Source organism: Cytobacillus citreus (assembly GCF_018343665.1).
GTDB lineage: Bacteria > Bacillota > Bacilli > Bacillales > Cytobacillaceae > Cytobacillus > Cytobacillus citreus.
In genome coordinates, this window is the sequence record NZ_JAGYPM010000001.1 from 165,538 (window position 1) to 182,049 (window position 16,512).

The window sequence follows — 16,512 nt, forward strand, 5'->3', positions numbered from 1 at the left end:
GCAGTCGATAAGCACCGCTGAGGTGTTTGGCTGTAGAAGTCTTGAGCAAACGCTTTGTAGTGTCTGTATGTTGTACTCTATTTGTGTATTAAAATAGAGGAGAGTATAGAAGAAACAAGCTAGTCGCTCAAGAACCCCATTGCTTTAGCTATGGGAGTTTCAGTAAGTAAAGTTGAAGTATACTACATAGAGGTGAAAAAATATCATAATTAAGTATTGATTTTTCTTTTTTTCTATGTTAAAGTATTTTACATACAAATTGACCAAAATGTTCATTTAGTCAAATATGCTTTTTAGAGGTGAGGGAATGGCAATCGATCGTAGGCAATTGATCATTGAAGCAGCAACTAAATCTTTTTCATTATTTGGTTACAAGGCGACTACCATGGATCAAGTTGCTAAGATTGCAAATGTTGGAAAAGGAACCATTTATACCTTTTTTAAAAATAAAGAAGAGCTTTTCGATGAAATAATTAGCTCACTTATCAATGAAATGAAGCTTGCTGCAGATGAAGCAACTAACTCTACTCCTTCATTTCATGAAAAAGTTCATCGTGGTCTCTATAAGATTTTAGAATTTCGTAAAAAGCATCAGCTAACCATTAAGCTTTTTCAAGAGGAAAAAGAAATGGGGACACCTGCAGTTATAGAGGTTATGACAAAATTAGAGGATGCTATCATTAAGTACTTAAAGGATCAGATCTTATATGCGATTGAAAAAGGTGAGATTCAAGACTGTGATCCAGAGCTGACTGCTTTTATTATGCTAAAGCTTTATATTTCTCTTATTTTTGACTGGGAGAAACAGCATAGGCCGTTAGAGAAGGAAGAAATTGCGAGTCTTTTTGAACAGTATATTTTTAAAGGATTATCAAAGGGATAGTCCTCATTTTTTGCAAAAGATTGACTAAATGAACAAAATGGTCATTTTATATAAGGAGGCAACCAGATTGAAAAACAATCTATTTAAAAAAGAATTGCTCGCTGTTTTTCGGAATAAAAAGCTTCTTATTCCAATTATTGCAATTCTTTTTATTCCAGTATTATACAGCGGGATGTTTCTTTGGGCATTTTTGGACCCTTACGACAAGTTAGAAGATCTTCCAGTTGCGATTGTGAATGAGGATGAAGGCGCATCCGTTGGTGGAAAAGAGCTGCATCTCGGGGACGAGCTTGTTGATAATTTAAAGGAAAGCAAAGATTTTGATTATAAGTTTGTAGATAAAGAGGAAGCTTATAAGGACCTCGAAAAACAAAAATATTATATGCTTATAGAAATACCAAAGGATTTTTCCGAAAATGCAACAACTCTTCTTGATGAAAATCCTGAAAAGTTAAAGCTTAAATATGTACCGAATGAAAGCTATAATTTCCTATTCTCTCAAATAGGCAGTTCAGCTGTAGAACAAATAAAAGCATCACTTTCTGAAAATATTATGGAAACATTTGCCGAAACAATGTTCGATCAAGTTAGTGAACTTGCTGATGGAATGGAGCAAGCCAGTGATGGAGCTTCACAGATTAATGAGGGAGCAGCTGAATTAAAGGATGGCTCTTCAGCATTGTATGAAAATCTTTCTATCTTAGCTAAGAATTCAATCGAATTTAGTGATGGTATAGGACAAATCAATAATGGCTCTAAAGAATTAGTAACTGGTTCCAAAGCGCTTGCTGATGGACTTGGTCAGTTGCAAGAAGGCCAAGAAAATCTAGAAACAGCCTCTAAGCAATTAAAAGATGGCAATGAGCAAGTGGCTGCGGGAATCTCTCAATCTAAAGAGGGATTAAATAAAGTGAATGAACAGATTCCAGCCATCGTTTCTGGAACAGAACAGATTGGTGCTGGGGCAAAAACACTATCAACATCTTTACAACAATGGCAATCAGAAGCAGAAAAAGTGAGCGGTGGCTTTTCTAAATTACAAGAAAATCTTCAGGTTTTAATCGGTCAGCTTCCTGAAAATTCCCCACAGCGCTTGGAATTAGAAGCTACATTAAACCAGTTAAAAACTGGAACAAGCAAGCTTGCGGGTGCTGCTGGACAGATAGCAAATAGTAGTTCAGAGCTTGCTAATAATGTTGGTACGTTAAATGAAGGACAGAAACAGCTGCAGCAAGGTGTTAGTCAACTTGCTCAAGGGAGCCAGAAGCTTGAGAGTGGAGCCCAGGAAGTTACAAAGGGACAAAATGAGTTCCAAGCAGGAATGGATACCTTTGGACAAAAATTCGCAGAAGCGAAGGCTGGTGCAGATAAATTAGCAAGTGGAACTACTGTACTGGCAGGAGGACTAGATCAATTACAAGACGGTTCGCTTGCAATTAAAGATGGAACAGGGCAGTTGAAGGACGGTGCCGGAAAACTTGCAGGTGGAAACACAGCTTTATATGATGGCTCAGAAGAATTATCAAGTAAACTTGCTGAAGGTGCTGATAAAGCATCATCCGTACACGCAAATGATAAGACATATGATATGATGGCTGGCCCAGTCGAAGTTGATAATGAAAAAATTAATGAGGTACCAAACTATGGAACCGGATTTGCACCATATTTCTTATCACTTGGACTATTTGTTGGAGCATTATTATTATCCATCGTATTCCCATTACGTGAACCAGCAGGAGTACCGCGTAGTGGCATAAATTGGTTTACAAGTAAATTCCTTATCTTAATGGGAGTTGGAGTCATTCAGGCTTTAATTTCGGTATTTATTCTTCTTGTAGGCCTAAATATAGAGGTTCAAAGTATACCTTTATTTATCCTATTTGCGATTATTACGAGTCTGACCTTTATTACCTTAATTCAATTCTTTGTTACAATATTTGGTGATCCAGGACGTTTTATCGCGATCATTATCTTAATCCTACAATTAACAACAAGTGCGGGAACATTCCCACTTGAGTTAATTCCGGATTTCTTACAGCCATTTAATGCAATCCTGCCAATGACTTATTCTGTTTCTGGATTTAAAGCAGTGATTTCGAGCGGGGACTATAGCTTTATGTGGCAAAATGCAGCGATATTAGGTATCTTTATGCTGATATTTATCACTGGAACAATTGTATATTTCTCAGCAATGCATAAAAAACGCTTTGCTGCTGTCACTGAATAATATTAAAACCAGCCGAAAAAAATTGCGGCTGGTTTTTCTAATTATATGAATCTAGTATTAAAGATCTTTTACACCTAAACAATGATCACATTTATTTCCATAGCATTCATGCTGCTCTTCAATTGGCTTCCCACACTCAACACATTGTTTTGCTGGTAAATTTCTAAAGAAATCTAAAATGTTTTTAATCATTTTGAAGCCTCCTGTAAATTGTTTAATTAGTAAGATTATTTGATTTTATTGTATTATAACAGATTGTGTATGTCAATATCTGTTTCAATACAAAAATAAAAAAATGAAAAGATAGGCTCCTTTGGGTATATTAGAATTAGTGTAAAGATCTATGCTTCATAGGGGGAATGCTAATGAAATTAACAGTAATTGGATGCTGGGGAGGGTTTCCAAAGCCAGATGAGGCAAGCTCTGGATATTTACTTGAGCATAATGGATATCGTTTATTAATTGATTTTGGAAGCGGAGTGCTTTCCAAAATGCAAAAAATTTTACAGCCCGAGGAAATAGACGCTGTAATCGTTTCTCATTATCATCCAGACCATATTGCTGATATCGGGGTATTACAGCATGCTCGGCTAATTCAAGGAATTCTAGGAAAGGAAATAGAGTCCCTGCCAATTTATGGACATTCTCAGGATGAAATTGAATTTTCAAAGCTATCTTATAAAAATATTACAAAAGGTATGGCATATCAGCCTGATCAAACTTTAACAATCGGTCCTTTTGAGGTACAATTTTTACAGACAGACCATCCTGTTCCATGCTATGCAATGAGAATTGAAGCTGAAGGCAAATCAATCGTTTATACATCTGATACATCTTATAAGGAGGAATTTATCCCATTTAGTGAAGGTACAGATTTATTAGTGTGTGAATGTAACTTTTATGGGAATCAGAATGGGAAAAGCGTGGGACATATGACAAGCTTTGATGCTGGAAAATTGGCAAACAAGGCGAAGGTGAAGCACATGCTCCTCACGCATTTACCTCATTTTGGCAGTATAGAACAGCTTAAGGAAGAGGCTTCACAAGTATACAATGGGCCTATCTCTATTGCTTCCTTTCAATGGTCTATAACATTAGCAGAAAAGAATAACTAGATTAATGTGTTAAATCTTGATAATAAAGTTGCATATGAATCACAACGAAAATGCAATTATGAAGTGTTTCTAATAAGGAGTGAAAGAAATGTTATTTATCGATAACAAAGGGATAACAGATCCAAGAATCAACCTAGCTATTGAAGAATATGCATTAAAAAATTTAGATATTAATGAAACCTATTTGCTTTTTTACATAAATGAGCCATCCATAATTATTGGAAAAAACCAAAATACAATAGAAGAAATTAATACGGAATATGTTGAAGGTAATGGCATTCACGTTGTACGACGATTGTCTGGCGGGGGCGCTGTGTATCATGATCTAGGCAATTTGAATTTCAGCTTTATTACAAAGGATGACGGGGAAAGCTTTCATAATTTCCGTAAATTCACCGAACCTGTTGTTCACGCTTTGCAAAAGCTAGGAGTCAATGCAGAATTAAGCGGACGAAATGATCTAACAGCAGAAGGAAGAAAAATTTCAGGAAATGCGCAATTTTCTACAAAGGGAAGAATGTTTAGCCATGGAACTCTTCTTTTTGATTCCGAAATCGATAGTGTAGTTTCGGCTTTAAGAGTGAAAAAAGATAAAATTGAGTCAAAAGGCATTAAGTCCATTCGCAGCCGTGTAGCGAATATTTCTGAGTTCTTAAAGGATAAAATCACAATCGAAGAGTTTCGTTCTTTAATTCTAAAAAATATATTTGGTGGAGAAGATATTCAAGAGTATAAGCTAACGGAGGAAGATTGGGAAAATATCCATCAGCTATCTAAAGAGAGGTACCAAAATTGGGAATGGAATTATGGGAAATCACCAAAGTTTAATTTGCAGCATTCCCACCGCTTCCCTGTTGGACAAATTGATGTTCGGCTTGATGTAGAAAAAGGAAATATTGAAAATTGTAAAATTTTCGGTGACTTTTTTGGAGTTCTCGATGTAGGTGATATTGAAAATAGACTCACAGGCTTGCGTTATGATAAATCTGAAATAGAAAAGTCTCTAGCAGACATTGATATTAAGCGCTATTTCGGAAATATTACAAAAGAGGATTTTTTTAATTTAATCTACTAACCATTCATGGGAGCGTTTCTTACGGGGAACGCTCTTTATAATGGGAAAAATCTTAATCACAGGCTTTGTTAAAGCTCAGTGTTGAAAATGCTATTTTGTTGTTGATTCTCGCTGCAGGCGCGAGTCAAAGGGAGACCCCGCAGGAGCTCAACAGGGAAGTTTAACGTAGCTTAATTAAAAAGAAAAAACTTTTTACTATAGATTATGCGTCTTATAGGTGTATACAAATTACTAGCAATAAAGGAGCCTTTTTGCGATATGGGAAAGAGACGAAGATTTAATGATGATGATTTATTTACTGAATTTATAAGAGATAACAAAGAGAATTGTTATCGGCTGGCCTACAGCTATGTGAGAAATTCTGAGGATGCATTAGATATTGTACAAGATGCGATTCATAAAGCGATTCTATCATATGATTCTCTTCAAGATTTAAACATGCTGAAAAGCTGGTTTTTCAGAATAGTGGTTAATACTTCCTTAGATTTTCTAAGGAAGCACAAAAGAGTCAGTATTATGGATGCTGAAACGATGGAGTTTATTAGTTCAGGAAAAGAGGACCATTATGAAAATATTGATTTAGAGAGGGCATTGGATCAATTAGCTCCAGAATATAAAAGCATTATTGTTTTACGATTTTTTGAAGATTTGAAAATTGAAGAAGTTGCAGATGTCCTGAATGAAAATGTCAACACGATTAAAACACGACTGTATAGAGCATTGAAATTATTACGCATTGAAATGAAGGACGAAATGATCAAGGGGGCTAATTAGTATGGACAAGAAATTAGAGGAACTTAAAACTGAGTATAAAAATATCCCAATTCCAGATGAACTAGATTTCGTTGTCGAAAGGGCATTAAAGAAAGGGAAGACAAATAAAAGAGGTTATAAATGGATGGCTGGAACGGCTGCAGCTGCTATTCTTTTTATCGGGGGCATTAACATAAGTCCAGCTATGGCTAACACTTTATCAGAAGTACCGATTGTTGGAAGTATCGTAAAAGTACTGACATTTACAGAATTTAAGGTTGACGAAGATAAATACAAGGCAGATATAAAAGTACCAGCAATATCGGATTCAGAAAATGGAGATTTAGCTCAAAGCCTGAACGAAAAATATTTAAAAGAAGGACAGGAACTATATGAGCAATTCAAGGATGAGATAGAGGAGATAGAAAAAGAAGGTGGCGGGCATGTAGGCGTTGACAGCGGTTATGAGGTTAAAACGGATAACGATCGGATTTTATCAATCGGACGATATGTTGTGAATACAGTTGGTTCGTCTTCTACAGTCATGAAGTATGATACAATTGATAAGAAAAACGATATCTTATTAAGCTTGCCAATGTTGTTTAAGGATGATAGCTATGTGAAGATCATTAGCGAGAATATTCAAGAACAAATGCGAGAGCAAATGAAAGAATCTAATTTTGAAAAAATATACTGGGTTGCTGATTCTGGTATCGAGGATAATTTTGAGGACTTTGAATTGATTAAAAAAGATCAGAATTTCTATATTAATAAGGACGGAAAATTAGTTATTTCTTTTGATAAATATGAGGTTTCTCCGGGATTTATGGGGATTGTAGAGTTTGTCATTCCTACAGAGATTATTTCTGATGTGTTAGTCAGCAATGAATATATTAAATAGTCGTAAAAGAGAAGAGCGGTCCTCTTCTCATTTTTTTTGGCTAAAGTGGAAGAAAAATTAAGGCATTTATCGAAAGTACTTGGTGAATGCCTATTTTTTTCAAGGACTTTATACTGCAATAAAATAAACTTTAATAAAAAAGAGAATTCACTTTATTTTGTCCATTATGCTTGAATTCATAAATTTCTTTCAATATAATATATTTAGAAAATTTTTTATTAGCTAATAGTCATGTTTAAGTTTGTTAGCCTACTAAAGTAAAATTGAAATTCATTAAGAATCTGCTAAGAATATTGCATTAGAAAAACTAAGCTTTCGCGGAAAAACATAGCGAATGCTATATTTTTCCAATAAAGTGAATGATCATTCATTCGTATTAAGGGGGAAGGGTCAATGAATTTAACTCAACAACTCCACGAAACGGCAAAAAATAAGGCAAATAAACCAGCTTATTATTTTATGGACCAAATGAGTACATATGCAGAGCTTGATGGGGCTGTAACTAAATTTGCTGCTGGTTTAGAACAATTAGGGGTAAAAAAAGGAGACCATATTGCATTATTGTTAGGAAACTCTCCGCATTTTGTAATTTGCTTTTATGGGGCACTTCGTCTTGGCGCAACTGTTATACCAATCAACCCCATTTATACATCTGATGAAATCGGATATATCATTAAAAATGGGGATGTGAAAGCTGTTGTAATGCTTGATTTACTTCTGCCTTTAGCAGAGAAAATACACCTTGCATTACCAAAAGTAGAGAATTATATTATTTGCGAGACACCCCAAGGAAAGAGCTCAGATGTTGATATAACAAGCCTTTCCGTTTATCCAAAGTTGAAATCGTTTTCACATGTTGTAGCTTCGGGAAGCTTAAGCTATAAAGGTCCTGAGCTAGATCATGATGATGTTGCTGTTATTCTTTACACTTCTGGTACAACTGGAAAACCAAAAGGAGCAATGCTTACACATAAAAATCTTTATAGTAATGCGAAGGATATTGGTGATTACTTGAATATGAGCGAGAATGATCGCGTCATTACTACTCTTCCTATGTTCCACGTATTTTGTTTAACGGTGGCTTTAAATGCACCACTAATGAATGGCGCAACAATCATCATTGATCCTAAATTCAGCCCGAAGGAAATTTTCCGAATGGTTGATAAATATGATGCAACAGTCTTTGCTGGTGTTCCAACGATGTATAATTTTCTTCTTCAGTATGCAGAAGCATACGGTGGAAACTTAAGCACCCTTCGACTTTGTATTTCAGGCGGAGCTTCATTGCCTGTAGCGTTACTAAATGGCTTTGAAAAAAAATTCAATGTCATGATCTCTGAAGGATACGGCCTTTCTGAGGCTTCACCAGTCACATGCTTTAATCCGCTTGATAGACCGAGAAAGCCTGGATCTATTGGAACTTCAATCCTAAATGTAGAAAATAAAGTAGTTGACGAACTTGGGGAGGAGGTTCCAGTTGGAGAGGTAGGAGAATTGATTGTCCGAGGTCCTAATGTGATGAAGGGATATTATAAGATGCCTGAAGAAACGGCTGCGACAATCAGAGATGGCTGGCTATACACAGGTGATATGGCGAGAATGGATGATGAAGGCTATTTTTATATAGTTGATCGCAAAAAGGAATTAATTATCGTTGGAGGCTATAATGTATATCCTAGAGAAATAGAAGAGGTATTATATGATCATCCAGATGTAGTTGAGGCAGCTGCTATCGGTGTACCAGATCCGAATCAAGGAGAAGCGGTTAAATGCTATGTAGTCAAGAAAAATCCTGACTTAACTGAAGCTCAGCTTCTCGAATATTGCAGTGAGCATTTAGCGAAATATAAAAATCCATCTTCCATTGAGTTTATAGAAGAACTTCCAAAGAATACAACAGGGAAAATATTAAGGAGAGCTTTGAAAGCTCAAGTTTTGCAAAATAATTAATTGGTAGGGCCAGGCAGAAAAATGTCTGGCTTTTTTAAAATTCTTGAAAGGGTTTTCATGAAATATATAGAATTGGAACAGGGAGTAAACGAAAAGGAGTGAGCATATGAGTTCTATCATGGTTGAATTGAAGGAGCATATTGCAGTTGTTACAATTAATCGCCCTGAAGCAATGAATGCTTTTAATTATAATACTCTACTAGAGCTTCAAGCAGTAACGGAGGAATTGCGGACCGATCCTGCTGTTCGGGTTGTTATATTTACTGGTTCTGGTGAGAAAGCGTTCAGTGTAGGGGCTGATTTGAAAGAACGGAAAACATTATCTGAAGTTGAAGTACGAAGAAATATTTATAAAATCGGTGAGGTTTTTACATTAATTGATCAGCTTCCACAGCCGACGATTGCAGCATTAAATGGATTTGCCTTTGGCGGGGGCATGGAATTAGCGTTATCATGCGATTTTCGGATTGCTGTTTCAGGAACATTGATGGGGCTAACTGAAACAAGTCTTGCTATTATCCCTGGGGCTGGAGGGACACAAAGATTGCCAAGATTAATTGGTCAAGCAAAGGCGTTGGAGTTAATTTTAACTGCGAAACGTCTAAGCTCTGAGGAAGCTTTAAGCATTGGCCTATTAAATCGAGTTACAGATAGAGAAAATCTCTTAAATGCTTGCTTTGAACTAGCAGGACAAATGCTTGCAAATGGTCCGCTAGCCCTTCAACAGGCAAAGTTTGCTATTAAACAAGGAATGAGTGTAGATTTACAGACTGGTTTGCATATTGAAAGAAAAGCATACGAAGTTATTATTCCTACAGAAGATCGAATAGAAGCACTTTCAGCTTTTGTAGAAAAGCGAAAACCAAATTTTAAAGGGAAATAGAGAATACAGCTTTTGCTGTATTCTTTTTTATTTGGCTGAATTAAAGCTCAATGTTGATAATGCTATTTTGCTGTTGATTGGAGCGGAAGGCGCGAGATCCTCGAAAATGCATTCGCATTTCCTTCGTGCGGTGATTATTCTAGGAAGCTTATTCAATGTCCTGCGGGAGAAGCGAGTCAAAGGGAGACCCCGCAGGAGCGATAGCGACGAGGAGGCTCCCGGACCGCCCGCGGAAAGCGACCGCCCGCGGAAAGCGAGCGCCTGCAGCGTAAATCAACAGGGAAGTTTAACATAGCCTTTTATTTAATAAAATTTTTTGAAAATAGTAAAAAGTACTTGAATTTTGGCTATTAATAGATTTATAATTTAGTGAATAAAAGCACCAAAGCGTAAAAGCGTTCATGTAAAAAAGGGGGATAAAAAATGATAAAGAAAATTAAGTGGTTAACTGCTGCTAGTTTAGTAGGAATTGCTTTATTGAGCGGCTGTGGAAGCGAAAATACAAACGGGACAGATAATTCTTCAGATAAAGAAGCGAAGAAGACTTATAAAATAGGCGTAACGCAATTTGCTGAACACCCATCTCTTGACGCAGCTACAGAAGGATTCATTAAAGCTTTAGAGGATGAAGGATTTAAGGACGGAGAAAACACTGAATATATGATTCAAAATGCGCAAGCAGATATGAATAATACACTAACCATTGCTAATAACTTTGTTGGTGATAAAGTTGATCTCATTTTCGCTAATGCTACACCAAGTGCTGTTAGTGCTCTAAATGCTACAAAGGAGATCCCTATTCTTTTCACTTCTGTAACCGACCCAGTCGGAGCAGGATTAGTGGAAGCATTTGATAAACCAGGTGACAATATCACTGGAACTACAGATAATCACCCAGAAGGAACAGCAAAAACAATCAATTTTATTGCTGAAGAGGTAGGAGCAAAAAATATCGGTGTCATTTTCAATGCAGGGGAACAAAATTCGGAGGTACAAGTAGATAAAGTTAGAGAACTTGCCAAGAAGCAGGGGGCAAATGTTGTCGAAGCTACAATCTCTACTTCAGCTGAGGTAAAACAAGCTGCTGAATCTTTAGTCGGACGTGTGGATGCGATATATATTCCAACAGATAATACAGTTGTTTCTGCGTTAGAATCGGTCATTTCCGTTGCAAATAGCAAGAAAATTCCTCTTTTTGTTGGTGAACTAGATTCAATGAAACGCGGAGCAATTGCAGCGAGCGGTTTCAATTACTTTGACCTTGGTTACCAAACTGGCAAAATGGCTGCAGAGATTTTAAAAGGCAATAAAAAACCATCTGAAATTCCAGTTGAGCTTCCAAGCAGCTTGAAGCTAGTCATTAATAAGAAAGCTGCTGAAGAACAAGGTCTTGAAGTGAAGCAGGAGTGGGAGAAAATCGCTGAATTTTATGAAGGAGAATAAGTAAACTGCTGCAATCTTTGTTCTGCAAAGATTGCAAAAACAGTCTACATGTTACTGCCACATCAGACAGAAAGGAAGAGTTATATGCCCACAGCTATCTTTGGTTCAATTGAGGCAGGTGCGATCTATGCTTTAATGGCATTAGGAGTTTACTTATCATTTAGAATACTAGATTTCCCTGATCTTACTGTGGATGGGAGCTTTGTGACAGGTGCTGCAGTAGCTGCAGTCCTTATTGTTGGAGGAACGAATCCATTTCTAGCAACGCTTATTGCTTTATTTTGCGGATTTGCGGCAGGCTGTATGACGGGGCTGCTTCATACAAAGGGGAAAATTAACCCATTATTATCTGGAATTCTAATGATGATAGCCTTGTATTCAATAAATTTAAGGATTATGGGGAAGTCAAATGTTCCCCTTTTATCAGAAGAAACAGTGATAACAAAATTAAGTGGATTTTGGCAAAGTTTAGGACTTGATAATGGGCTTGATGCCTTGTTAGCGGGTACCGGATTTGCGCCCAAAACATGGGGAATCCTTATTCTCATGCTATTATTAGCTCTTGTCGTAAAAGTCATGATTGACAGTTTTTTGAAAACGGATTTTGGATTAGCTATTCGTGCGACAGGTAATAATGAAACGATGATTCGCAGCTTTTCGGCAGATACTGATTTATTAAAAATTATTGGTCTGGGTATTTCAAATGCTCTTGTCGCACTATCTGGTGCACTTATTGCTCAATATAACGGTTTTAGTGATGTTGGTATGGGAATCGGCATGATTGTCATTGGTCTAGCCTCTGTCATAATCGGAGAGGCCATTTTTGGGGCAAAAACAATCGTAAGAGCCACTTTAGCTGTTATAGGTGGAGCGATTTTATATCGACTTATTGTTACACTTGCACTAAGGGTTGATTTTCTTGAAACAGGAGACATGAAGCTCATAACAGCATTTATCGTTGTTTGCGCTTTAGTTGTGCCAAAAATTGTTGAAAGGCAGCGAGAAAATCAGCGTAAAAAGCGGCGATTAGTTCAATCTAAACAAAAAGCAAATGAGAGTGGTGAGCAGTTTGCTGCAATTAAAACAAATTCATAAAGTCTTTAATGAAGGGACACCTGATGAAAAAATAGCTCTCGAGCGTATGAATCTGCATTTAAAGCCAGGAGATTTTATGACCGTAATTGGCAGTAATGGTGCGGGAAAATCGACACTTATGAACCTTATTTCAGGAAAATTAATCCCTGATTTAGGTGAAGTCATTATTGATGAAAAAGACGTTACGACAGTGAAGGAGTTTAAAAGGTCAAGATTGATTGGACGTGTTTTTCAGGATCCAATGGCAGGAACTGCACCAGCAATGACAATTGAAGAGAACCTAGCTATTGCTTATTCACGAACAACTTCCCGTGGTTTAAAAAGAGGAGTAACGAAAGCAAGAAGGGATTTTTTCAAAGAGAAGCTTGAAACACTTCATCTCGGTTTAGAAAATCGTCTGCAAGCAAAGGTTGGTTTATTATCTGGCGGAGAAAGGCAGGCATTATCGCTGTTAATGGTAACATTTACGGAACCGAAAATTCTCCTGCTTGATGAGCATACTGCTGCGCTTGATCCTTCTCGGGCCGAGCTTATTACGGCTCTTACTAAAGAAATCGTAGAAGCATATAATCTTACTACCTTAATGGTTACGCATAATATGCAGCAAGCCCTAGATCTTGGAAACAGGCTAATTATGATGGACAAAGGTCAGATTATTTTCGAAGCAAATGAGGAGCAAAAGCAAAAATTATCGGTGGATAAGCTGCTAGAAGAATTCCAGCGAATTCGCGGGGAAAAAATGAGCAGTGATAAGGCAGTACTAATCTAACTATCGAAGACTGTTAACGTTGATATTTTGCCGATTAATAAGGCATATCACTCAAAGTGATATGCCTTTCCAAATTTTCTTATGGATAGTACATAACAACTTGGCATCTAACCATATCTGATCCGATATTTTTATAGGTATGCATTTTATTTGCTAAAAAACGAATGGAATTTCCTGTTTGAATTTGGATTTGCTGATTTCCTATGTGAACCTCTAGGAATCCTGTCATTACAGTTATGAATTCTTCGACTCCTTCAGTATGCTTATCAGAAGAATGCTTGCAGCCTGGTTCAATTTCTACTATATATATTTCGAACTTTTTTCGAGGATCGAAGGGGAAAATAGGGTAGACCCGGTAGTCTCTGTTACTTTCCATAACCGGTGAGATCGACTTTAAGTCTACTAAGAGAACATCAGATGGTTCCTCCTTTATTAAAGAAGAAAATGAAACTTGAAGTCCGCTTGCAATTTTCCATAAAGTCGTGACGGTAGGGTTCGATTCTCCTCGTTCAATTTGCCCGAGCATCGCTTTGCTTACACCCGTAATTTCAGATGCAGCATCAAGACTGTATCCTCTTGTTTTACGTATGTTTCTTAAATTTTCTCCAATATTTTTTTGAATATTATCCATTTTTTCCTCCAAAATAGTTGTGCGCTATAGCATGCATATGTATAATATGTTTTATTAATAATTTATTATAGCATACCTTATATCTATTATAGTAAACTTCCGAATGAAATTTCTAATTTATAAAATAGGGTGGTGCAATCATTGGCGGAGCTGGCAATGAATAAAACACAATCAGAATTTAGGAAGGGGTTTCAATCAGGTGTAAGCATTGCAATCGGATATGCACCTGTTGCCTTAACCTTCGGACTCCTTGCCAAAACAACGGGGCTGTCATTTGGTGAAACGGTATTAATGAGTTTAATCGTTTATGCTGGTGCTTCACAGTATATCTCACTCAGCTTGCTGACGCTTGGGACTGGAATATTTGAAATCATTTTAACTACTTTTATTGTGAATATTAGGCATTTTTTAATGTCCGCAGCATTAAATGAAAAATGCGAAGAGGATCAACTTGTAAATAAAGCTGTCTATTCCTTTGGGATTACGGATGAAACCTTTTCTGTTGCAGCAATGCGGGATGACACTGTTACGACTGGATATATGTTTGGGCTTAACCTAATATCCTATATGAGCTGGGTAATTTGTTCCGGAATTGGTTTTTTACTTGGTGCTAGCCTTCCGCAAACGTTACAGGAAAGCATGTCAATCGCACTTTACGCTATGTTTATAGGGTTATTAGTACCATCTATGAAAAAAAGTGTTAAAGTTGTATGTTTGGCCGCTTTAGCCGCATGTTTTAATACAATTTTCTCCTTAACGAATGCCCTTTCCACAGGATGGGCAATTGTTATTGCTACACTTCTATCTGCAGTCATTATTGAGCTAATGGAAGGAGTAAAGAATAAACAAAGGGGGAGTAAAGGTGAGAAGTGAGATCGTTTGGATGATAGTCGGGATGGGACTTGTCACTTATGTACCTAGAGTGCTCCCTTTTTTCCTTTTTAAAGGAAAAGAATTACCATCATTTGTACAAGGAGTTTTGAAGAATGTCCCATCTGCTACTTTAGGGGCACTCATTTTCCCTGGGATTTTTTATATTAATGAAGATATATGGTTTGGTATATTGGGAGCAGCAATTGCTTTCATTGCAGCCTACTTTGGAGCGAATGTCATTATTGTTGTCCTAGGTTCTATTGCCTTTTTATCTCTTTATTCATTTATTATGTAGCTGATATTTAAAGAAAACTCGCCGATTGGCGAGCCTTGGAAAGGCGAAGACAGAGGCGTAGTTGCACTTACACTTAATTCCTAAAATTGGCAACTACGTCGAATCATCTTCTGCGCTGGCAATTTATAATTTCTTAATGTGTGAAAAAAGCCGGTTCATAAAAGAATCGGTTTTTCTATTGCTCTTTTTGTCTAAGCTATACAATATGGGATTTGGATAGGACTTAAGAAAATGTTCTAAATATTGATTTTTATACTAAACTAACTATATGAAGGGTTGTACAAAGAGGGGGGAGTGAAATGGCAAGAAAAATAGGCTTTTATGGTGTGATTGCCTATTGTTTATATGGATTATTCTTTTATTGGTATTTATTTTATTTTGCGGATACAAGCTTGGCATTTGAATATGAGGGATCAAGGGCAGATCCTGCAACATTCTTAAATAGCAGAGAGCTTATGCTAAGTGAAGGATATTCTAAAATTAGAAATTTATTATTTTTCCTATCTACACCATTTGAATGGCTTTTTTATTTATTCATTATGCTGCTTGGTTTTTCGAATGCTTTCAAAAAATGGGCAAAGCAGTCTTCAAAATTCAAGTTTATTCAAATATCCATATACCTAATTTGGCTTTCGTTCTTTTCTTTTATCGCAACATTTCCATTGAGTTATATTAGCTATTCCTTATCTAAAAGCTATAATATTTCTACTCAAAGCTTTGGCGGGTGGATGAAAGATGAACTCATTGATTTTTGGATTAATTATGGGACGATGTTAATCATTGTACCTATTCTTTATTGGCTCATTAATAAGAGTCGAAAAAGATGGTGGCTTTATGCGTGGCTAATATCTATTCCCTTCACACTATTTATGATGTTTTTACAGCCAGTTGTCATTGATCCTTTATACAATGATTTTTATCCGTTAAAAAATAAAGAACTGGAAGCCAAAATTTTGGATCTGGCAGACAAAGCCAATATCCCTGCTGAACATGTTTTTGAAGTAAATATGTCAGAAAAAACAAATGCTCTTAATGCTTACGTTAACGGAATTGGGTCGAATTCGAGAATTGTACTCTGGGACACAACCTTAAATCAGTTAAATGAAAATGAAATTTTATTTATTATGGCGCATGAAATGGGCCATTATGTAGAGAAGCATATTTATTTCGGAATAGCAGGCTATTTGCTTTTATCCTTAGTAGGTCTTTACTTAGCTGCAAGGATAATGGAGCAAGTTATTAGCAGATGGGGAAATGTGTTTAAAATTCCTGCAGTTAATGATATTCGCTCATTGCCGTTATTTTTAATGATTATCTCCATGCTTTTATTTATCTCAAGTCCATTTTCAAATTTTGTTTCCCGCTATCAGGAATCCCGAGCAGATAAATATGCCATTGAGCTTACAAAGGATACTGAAGCAGCTATACAAACATTTCAGGAATTAACCCGTGCAGGACGAAGTCAGGTAAACCCGCCGTTACTTGTAAAAATATTCCGATATGGTCATCCGACCATGCTTGAAAGAATTTCCTACCTTGAAGAATATGAGATTGAGAATCGATCCAAATGAGCAGGGAAGTCTGAACCTGCTTGTTTTTCTTTATTCAGATAAAAAACC

Annotated in this window: 16 protein-coding genes; 14 read left to right on the top strand and 2 right to left on the bottom strand. The window is 36.6% G+C overall.

What is annotated here, in order from left to right:
- The first annotated feature begins 307 nt into the window (after positions 1–307).
- Positions 308–883, top strand: a complete 576-nt coding sequence (locus tag KHA94_RS00970) for a TetR/AcrR family transcriptional regulator (protein ID WP_213100302.1) — start codon at positions 308–310, stop codon at positions 881–883.
- 67 nt (positions 884–950) lie between these two features.
- A complete protein-coding gene (locus KHA94_RS00975; RefSeq protein ID WP_213100303.1) occupies positions 951–3,110 on the top strand; it encodes a YhgE/Pip domain-containing protein in 2,160 nt (719 codons plus the stop codon).
- Positions 3,111–3,167: 57 nt separating this feature from the next.
- On the opposite strand, the gene yhfH is transcribed toward KHA94_RS00975, so the two are convergent.
- The gene (gene yhfH, locus KHA94_RS00980) at positions 3,168–3,302 is read right to left on the bottom strand and encodes a protein YhfH (RefSeq protein WP_213100304.1); all 135 of its coding nucleotides are present in this window, start codon (positions 3,300–3,302) and stop codon (positions 3,168–3,170) included.
- Positions 3,303–3,475: 173 nt separating this feature from the next.
- On the opposite strand from yhfH, the gene KHA94_RS00985 reads away from it, so the two are divergent.
- From KHA94_RS00985 to KHA94_RS01025, 9 genes are all read left to right on the top strand, one after another.
- On the top strand, positions 3,476–4,225 hold the full coding sequence (locus KHA94_RS00985; protein ID WP_213100305.1) for an MBL fold metallo-hydrolase: 750 nt from the start codon (positions 3,476–3,478) through the stop codon (positions 4,223–4,225).
- An 88-nt stretch (positions 4,226–4,313) separates the two neighbouring features.
- Positions 4,314–5,300, top strand: a complete 987-nt coding sequence (locus KHA94_RS00990) for a lipoate--protein ligase (RefSeq protein WP_213100306.1) — start codon at positions 4,314–4,316, stop codon at positions 5,298–5,300.
- Between the two features lie 258 nt (positions 5,301–5,558).
- On the top strand, positions 5,559–6,074 hold the full coding sequence (locus KHA94_RS00995) for an RNA polymerase sigma factor (RefSeq protein ID WP_213100307.1): 516 nt from the start codon (positions 5,559–5,561) through the stop codon (positions 6,072–6,074).
- A 1-nt stretch (position 6,075) separates the two neighbouring features.
- Positions 6,076–6,954 (top strand): anti-sigma-V factor RsiV, encoded by an 879-nt coding sequence (gene rsiV, locus KHA94_RS01000; RefSeq protein WP_213100308.1) that lies wholly within the window; start codon positions 6,076–6,078, stop codon positions 6,952–6,954.
- Between the two features lie 393 nt (positions 6,955–7,347).
- Positions 7,348–8,904, top strand: a complete 1,557-nt coding sequence (locus KHA94_RS01005; RefSeq protein ID WP_213100309.1) for a fatty acid--CoA ligase family protein — start codon at positions 7,348–7,350, stop codon at positions 8,902–8,904.
- A gap of 106 nt (positions 8,905–9,010) precedes the next feature.
- On the top strand, positions 9,011–9,787 hold the full coding sequence (locus tag KHA94_RS01010; protein WP_213100310.1) for an enoyl-CoA hydratase-related protein: 777 nt from the start codon (positions 9,011–9,013) through the stop codon (positions 9,785–9,787).
- Between the two features lie 423 nt (positions 9,788–10,210).
- Positions 10,211–11,230 (top strand): ABC transporter substrate-binding protein, encoded by a 1,020-nt coding sequence (locus KHA94_RS01015; protein ID WP_213100311.1) that lies wholly within the window; start codon positions 10,211–10,213, stop codon positions 11,228–11,230.
- Between the two features lie 84 nt (positions 11,231–11,314).
- Entirely contained in the window at positions 11,315–12,325 is a 1,011-nt protein-coding gene (locus tag KHA94_RS01020; RefSeq protein ID WP_213100312.1) for an ABC transporter permease, read from the top strand.
- Entirely contained in the window at positions 12,300–13,094 is a 795-nt protein-coding gene (locus tag KHA94_RS01025) for an ABC transporter ATP-binding protein (RefSeq protein ID WP_213100313.1), read from the top strand. Before KHA94_RS01020 ends, KHA94_RS01025 begins: the two co-directional genes overlap by 26 nt.
- Positions 13,095–13,173: 79 nt before the next feature.
- Here KHA94_RS01025 and KHA94_RS01030 read toward each other — a convergent pair whose 3' ends face one another.
- Positions 13,174–13,725, bottom strand: a complete 552-nt coding sequence (locus tag KHA94_RS01030; protein WP_213100314.1) for a helix-turn-helix domain-containing protein — start codon at positions 13,723–13,725, stop codon at positions 13,174–13,176.
- Positions 13,726–13,866: 141 nt separating this feature from the next.
- On the opposite strand from KHA94_RS01030, the gene KHA94_RS01035 reads away from it, so the two are divergent.
- The 3 genes from KHA94_RS01035 (at position 13,867) to KHA94_RS01045 (ending at position 16,464) form a co-directional block, all read left to right on the top strand.
- Positions 13,867–14,598 carry an AzlC family ABC transporter permease gene (locus KHA94_RS01035; protein WP_249365258.1) on the top strand — a complete coding sequence of 244 codons (732 nt, stop codon included), beginning with the start codon at positions 13,867–13,869 and terminating at the stop codon, positions 14,596–14,598.
- A complete protein-coding gene (locus tag KHA94_RS01040; RefSeq protein WP_213100315.1) occupies positions 14,588–14,893 on the top strand; it encodes an AzlD domain-containing protein in 306 nt (101 codons plus the stop codon). The genes KHA94_RS01035 and KHA94_RS01040 overlap by 11 nt, the downstream gene beginning before the upstream one ends.
- 299 nt (positions 14,894–15,192) lie before the next feature.
- The gene (locus tag KHA94_RS01045) at positions 15,193–16,464 is read left to right on the top strand and encodes a M48 family metallopeptidase (RefSeq protein WP_213100316.1); all 1,272 of its coding nucleotides are present in this window, start codon (positions 15,193–15,195) and stop codon (positions 16,462–16,464) included.
- The last annotated feature ends 48 nt before the right edge of the window (positions 16,465–16,512 follow it).

Excerpts from the sequence above, each read along its gene's own strand:
- KHA94_RS01010 (WP_213100310.1), top strand. The coding sequence starts at position 9,011 with ATGAGTTCTATCATGGTTGAATTGAAGGAGCATATTGCAGTTGTTACA.
- KHA94_RS00990 (WP_213100306.1), top strand. The coding sequence starts at position 4,314 with ATGTTATTTATCGATAACAAAGGGATAACAGATCCAAGAATCAACCTA.
- KHA94_RS00985 (WP_213100305.1), top strand. The coding sequence starts at position 3,476 with ATGAAATTAACAGTAATTGGATGCTGGGGAGGGTTTCCAAAGCCAGAT.
- rsiV (WP_213100308.1), top strand. The coding sequence starts at position 6,076 with ATGGACAAGAAATTAGAGGAACTTAAAACTGAGTATAAAAATATCCCA.
- KHA94_RS00970 (WP_213100302.1), top strand. The coding sequence starts at position 308 with ATGGCAATCGATCGTAGGCAATTGATCATTGAAGCAGCAACTAAATCT.
- yhfH (WP_213100304.1), bottom strand. The coding sequence starts at position 3,302 with ATGATTAAAAACATTTTAGATTTCTTTAGAAATTTACCAGCAAAACAA.
- KHA94_RS01030 (WP_213100314.1), bottom strand. The coding sequence starts at position 13,725 with ATGGATAATATTCAAAAAAATATTGGAGAAAATTTAAGAAACATACGT.
- KHA94_RS01045 (WP_213100316.1), top strand. The coding sequence starts at position 15,193 with ATGGCAAGAAAAATAGGCTTTTATGGTGTGATTGCCTATTGTTTATAT.
- KHA94_RS01005 (WP_213100309.1), top strand. The coding sequence starts at position 7,348 with ATGAATTTAACTCAACAACTCCACGAAACGGCAAAAAATAAGGCAAAT.
- KHA94_RS00995 (WP_213100307.1), top strand. The coding sequence starts at position 5,559 with ATGGGAAAGAGACGAAGATTTAATGATGATGATTTATTTACTGAATTT.
- KHA94_RS01020 (WP_213100312.1), top strand. The coding sequence starts at position 11,315 with ATGCCCACAGCTATCTTTGGTTCAATTGAGGCAGGTGCGATCTATGCT.
- KHA94_RS01015 (WP_213100311.1), top strand. The coding sequence starts at position 10,211 with ATGATAAAGAAAATTAAGTGGTTAACTGCTGCTAGTTTAGTAGGAATT.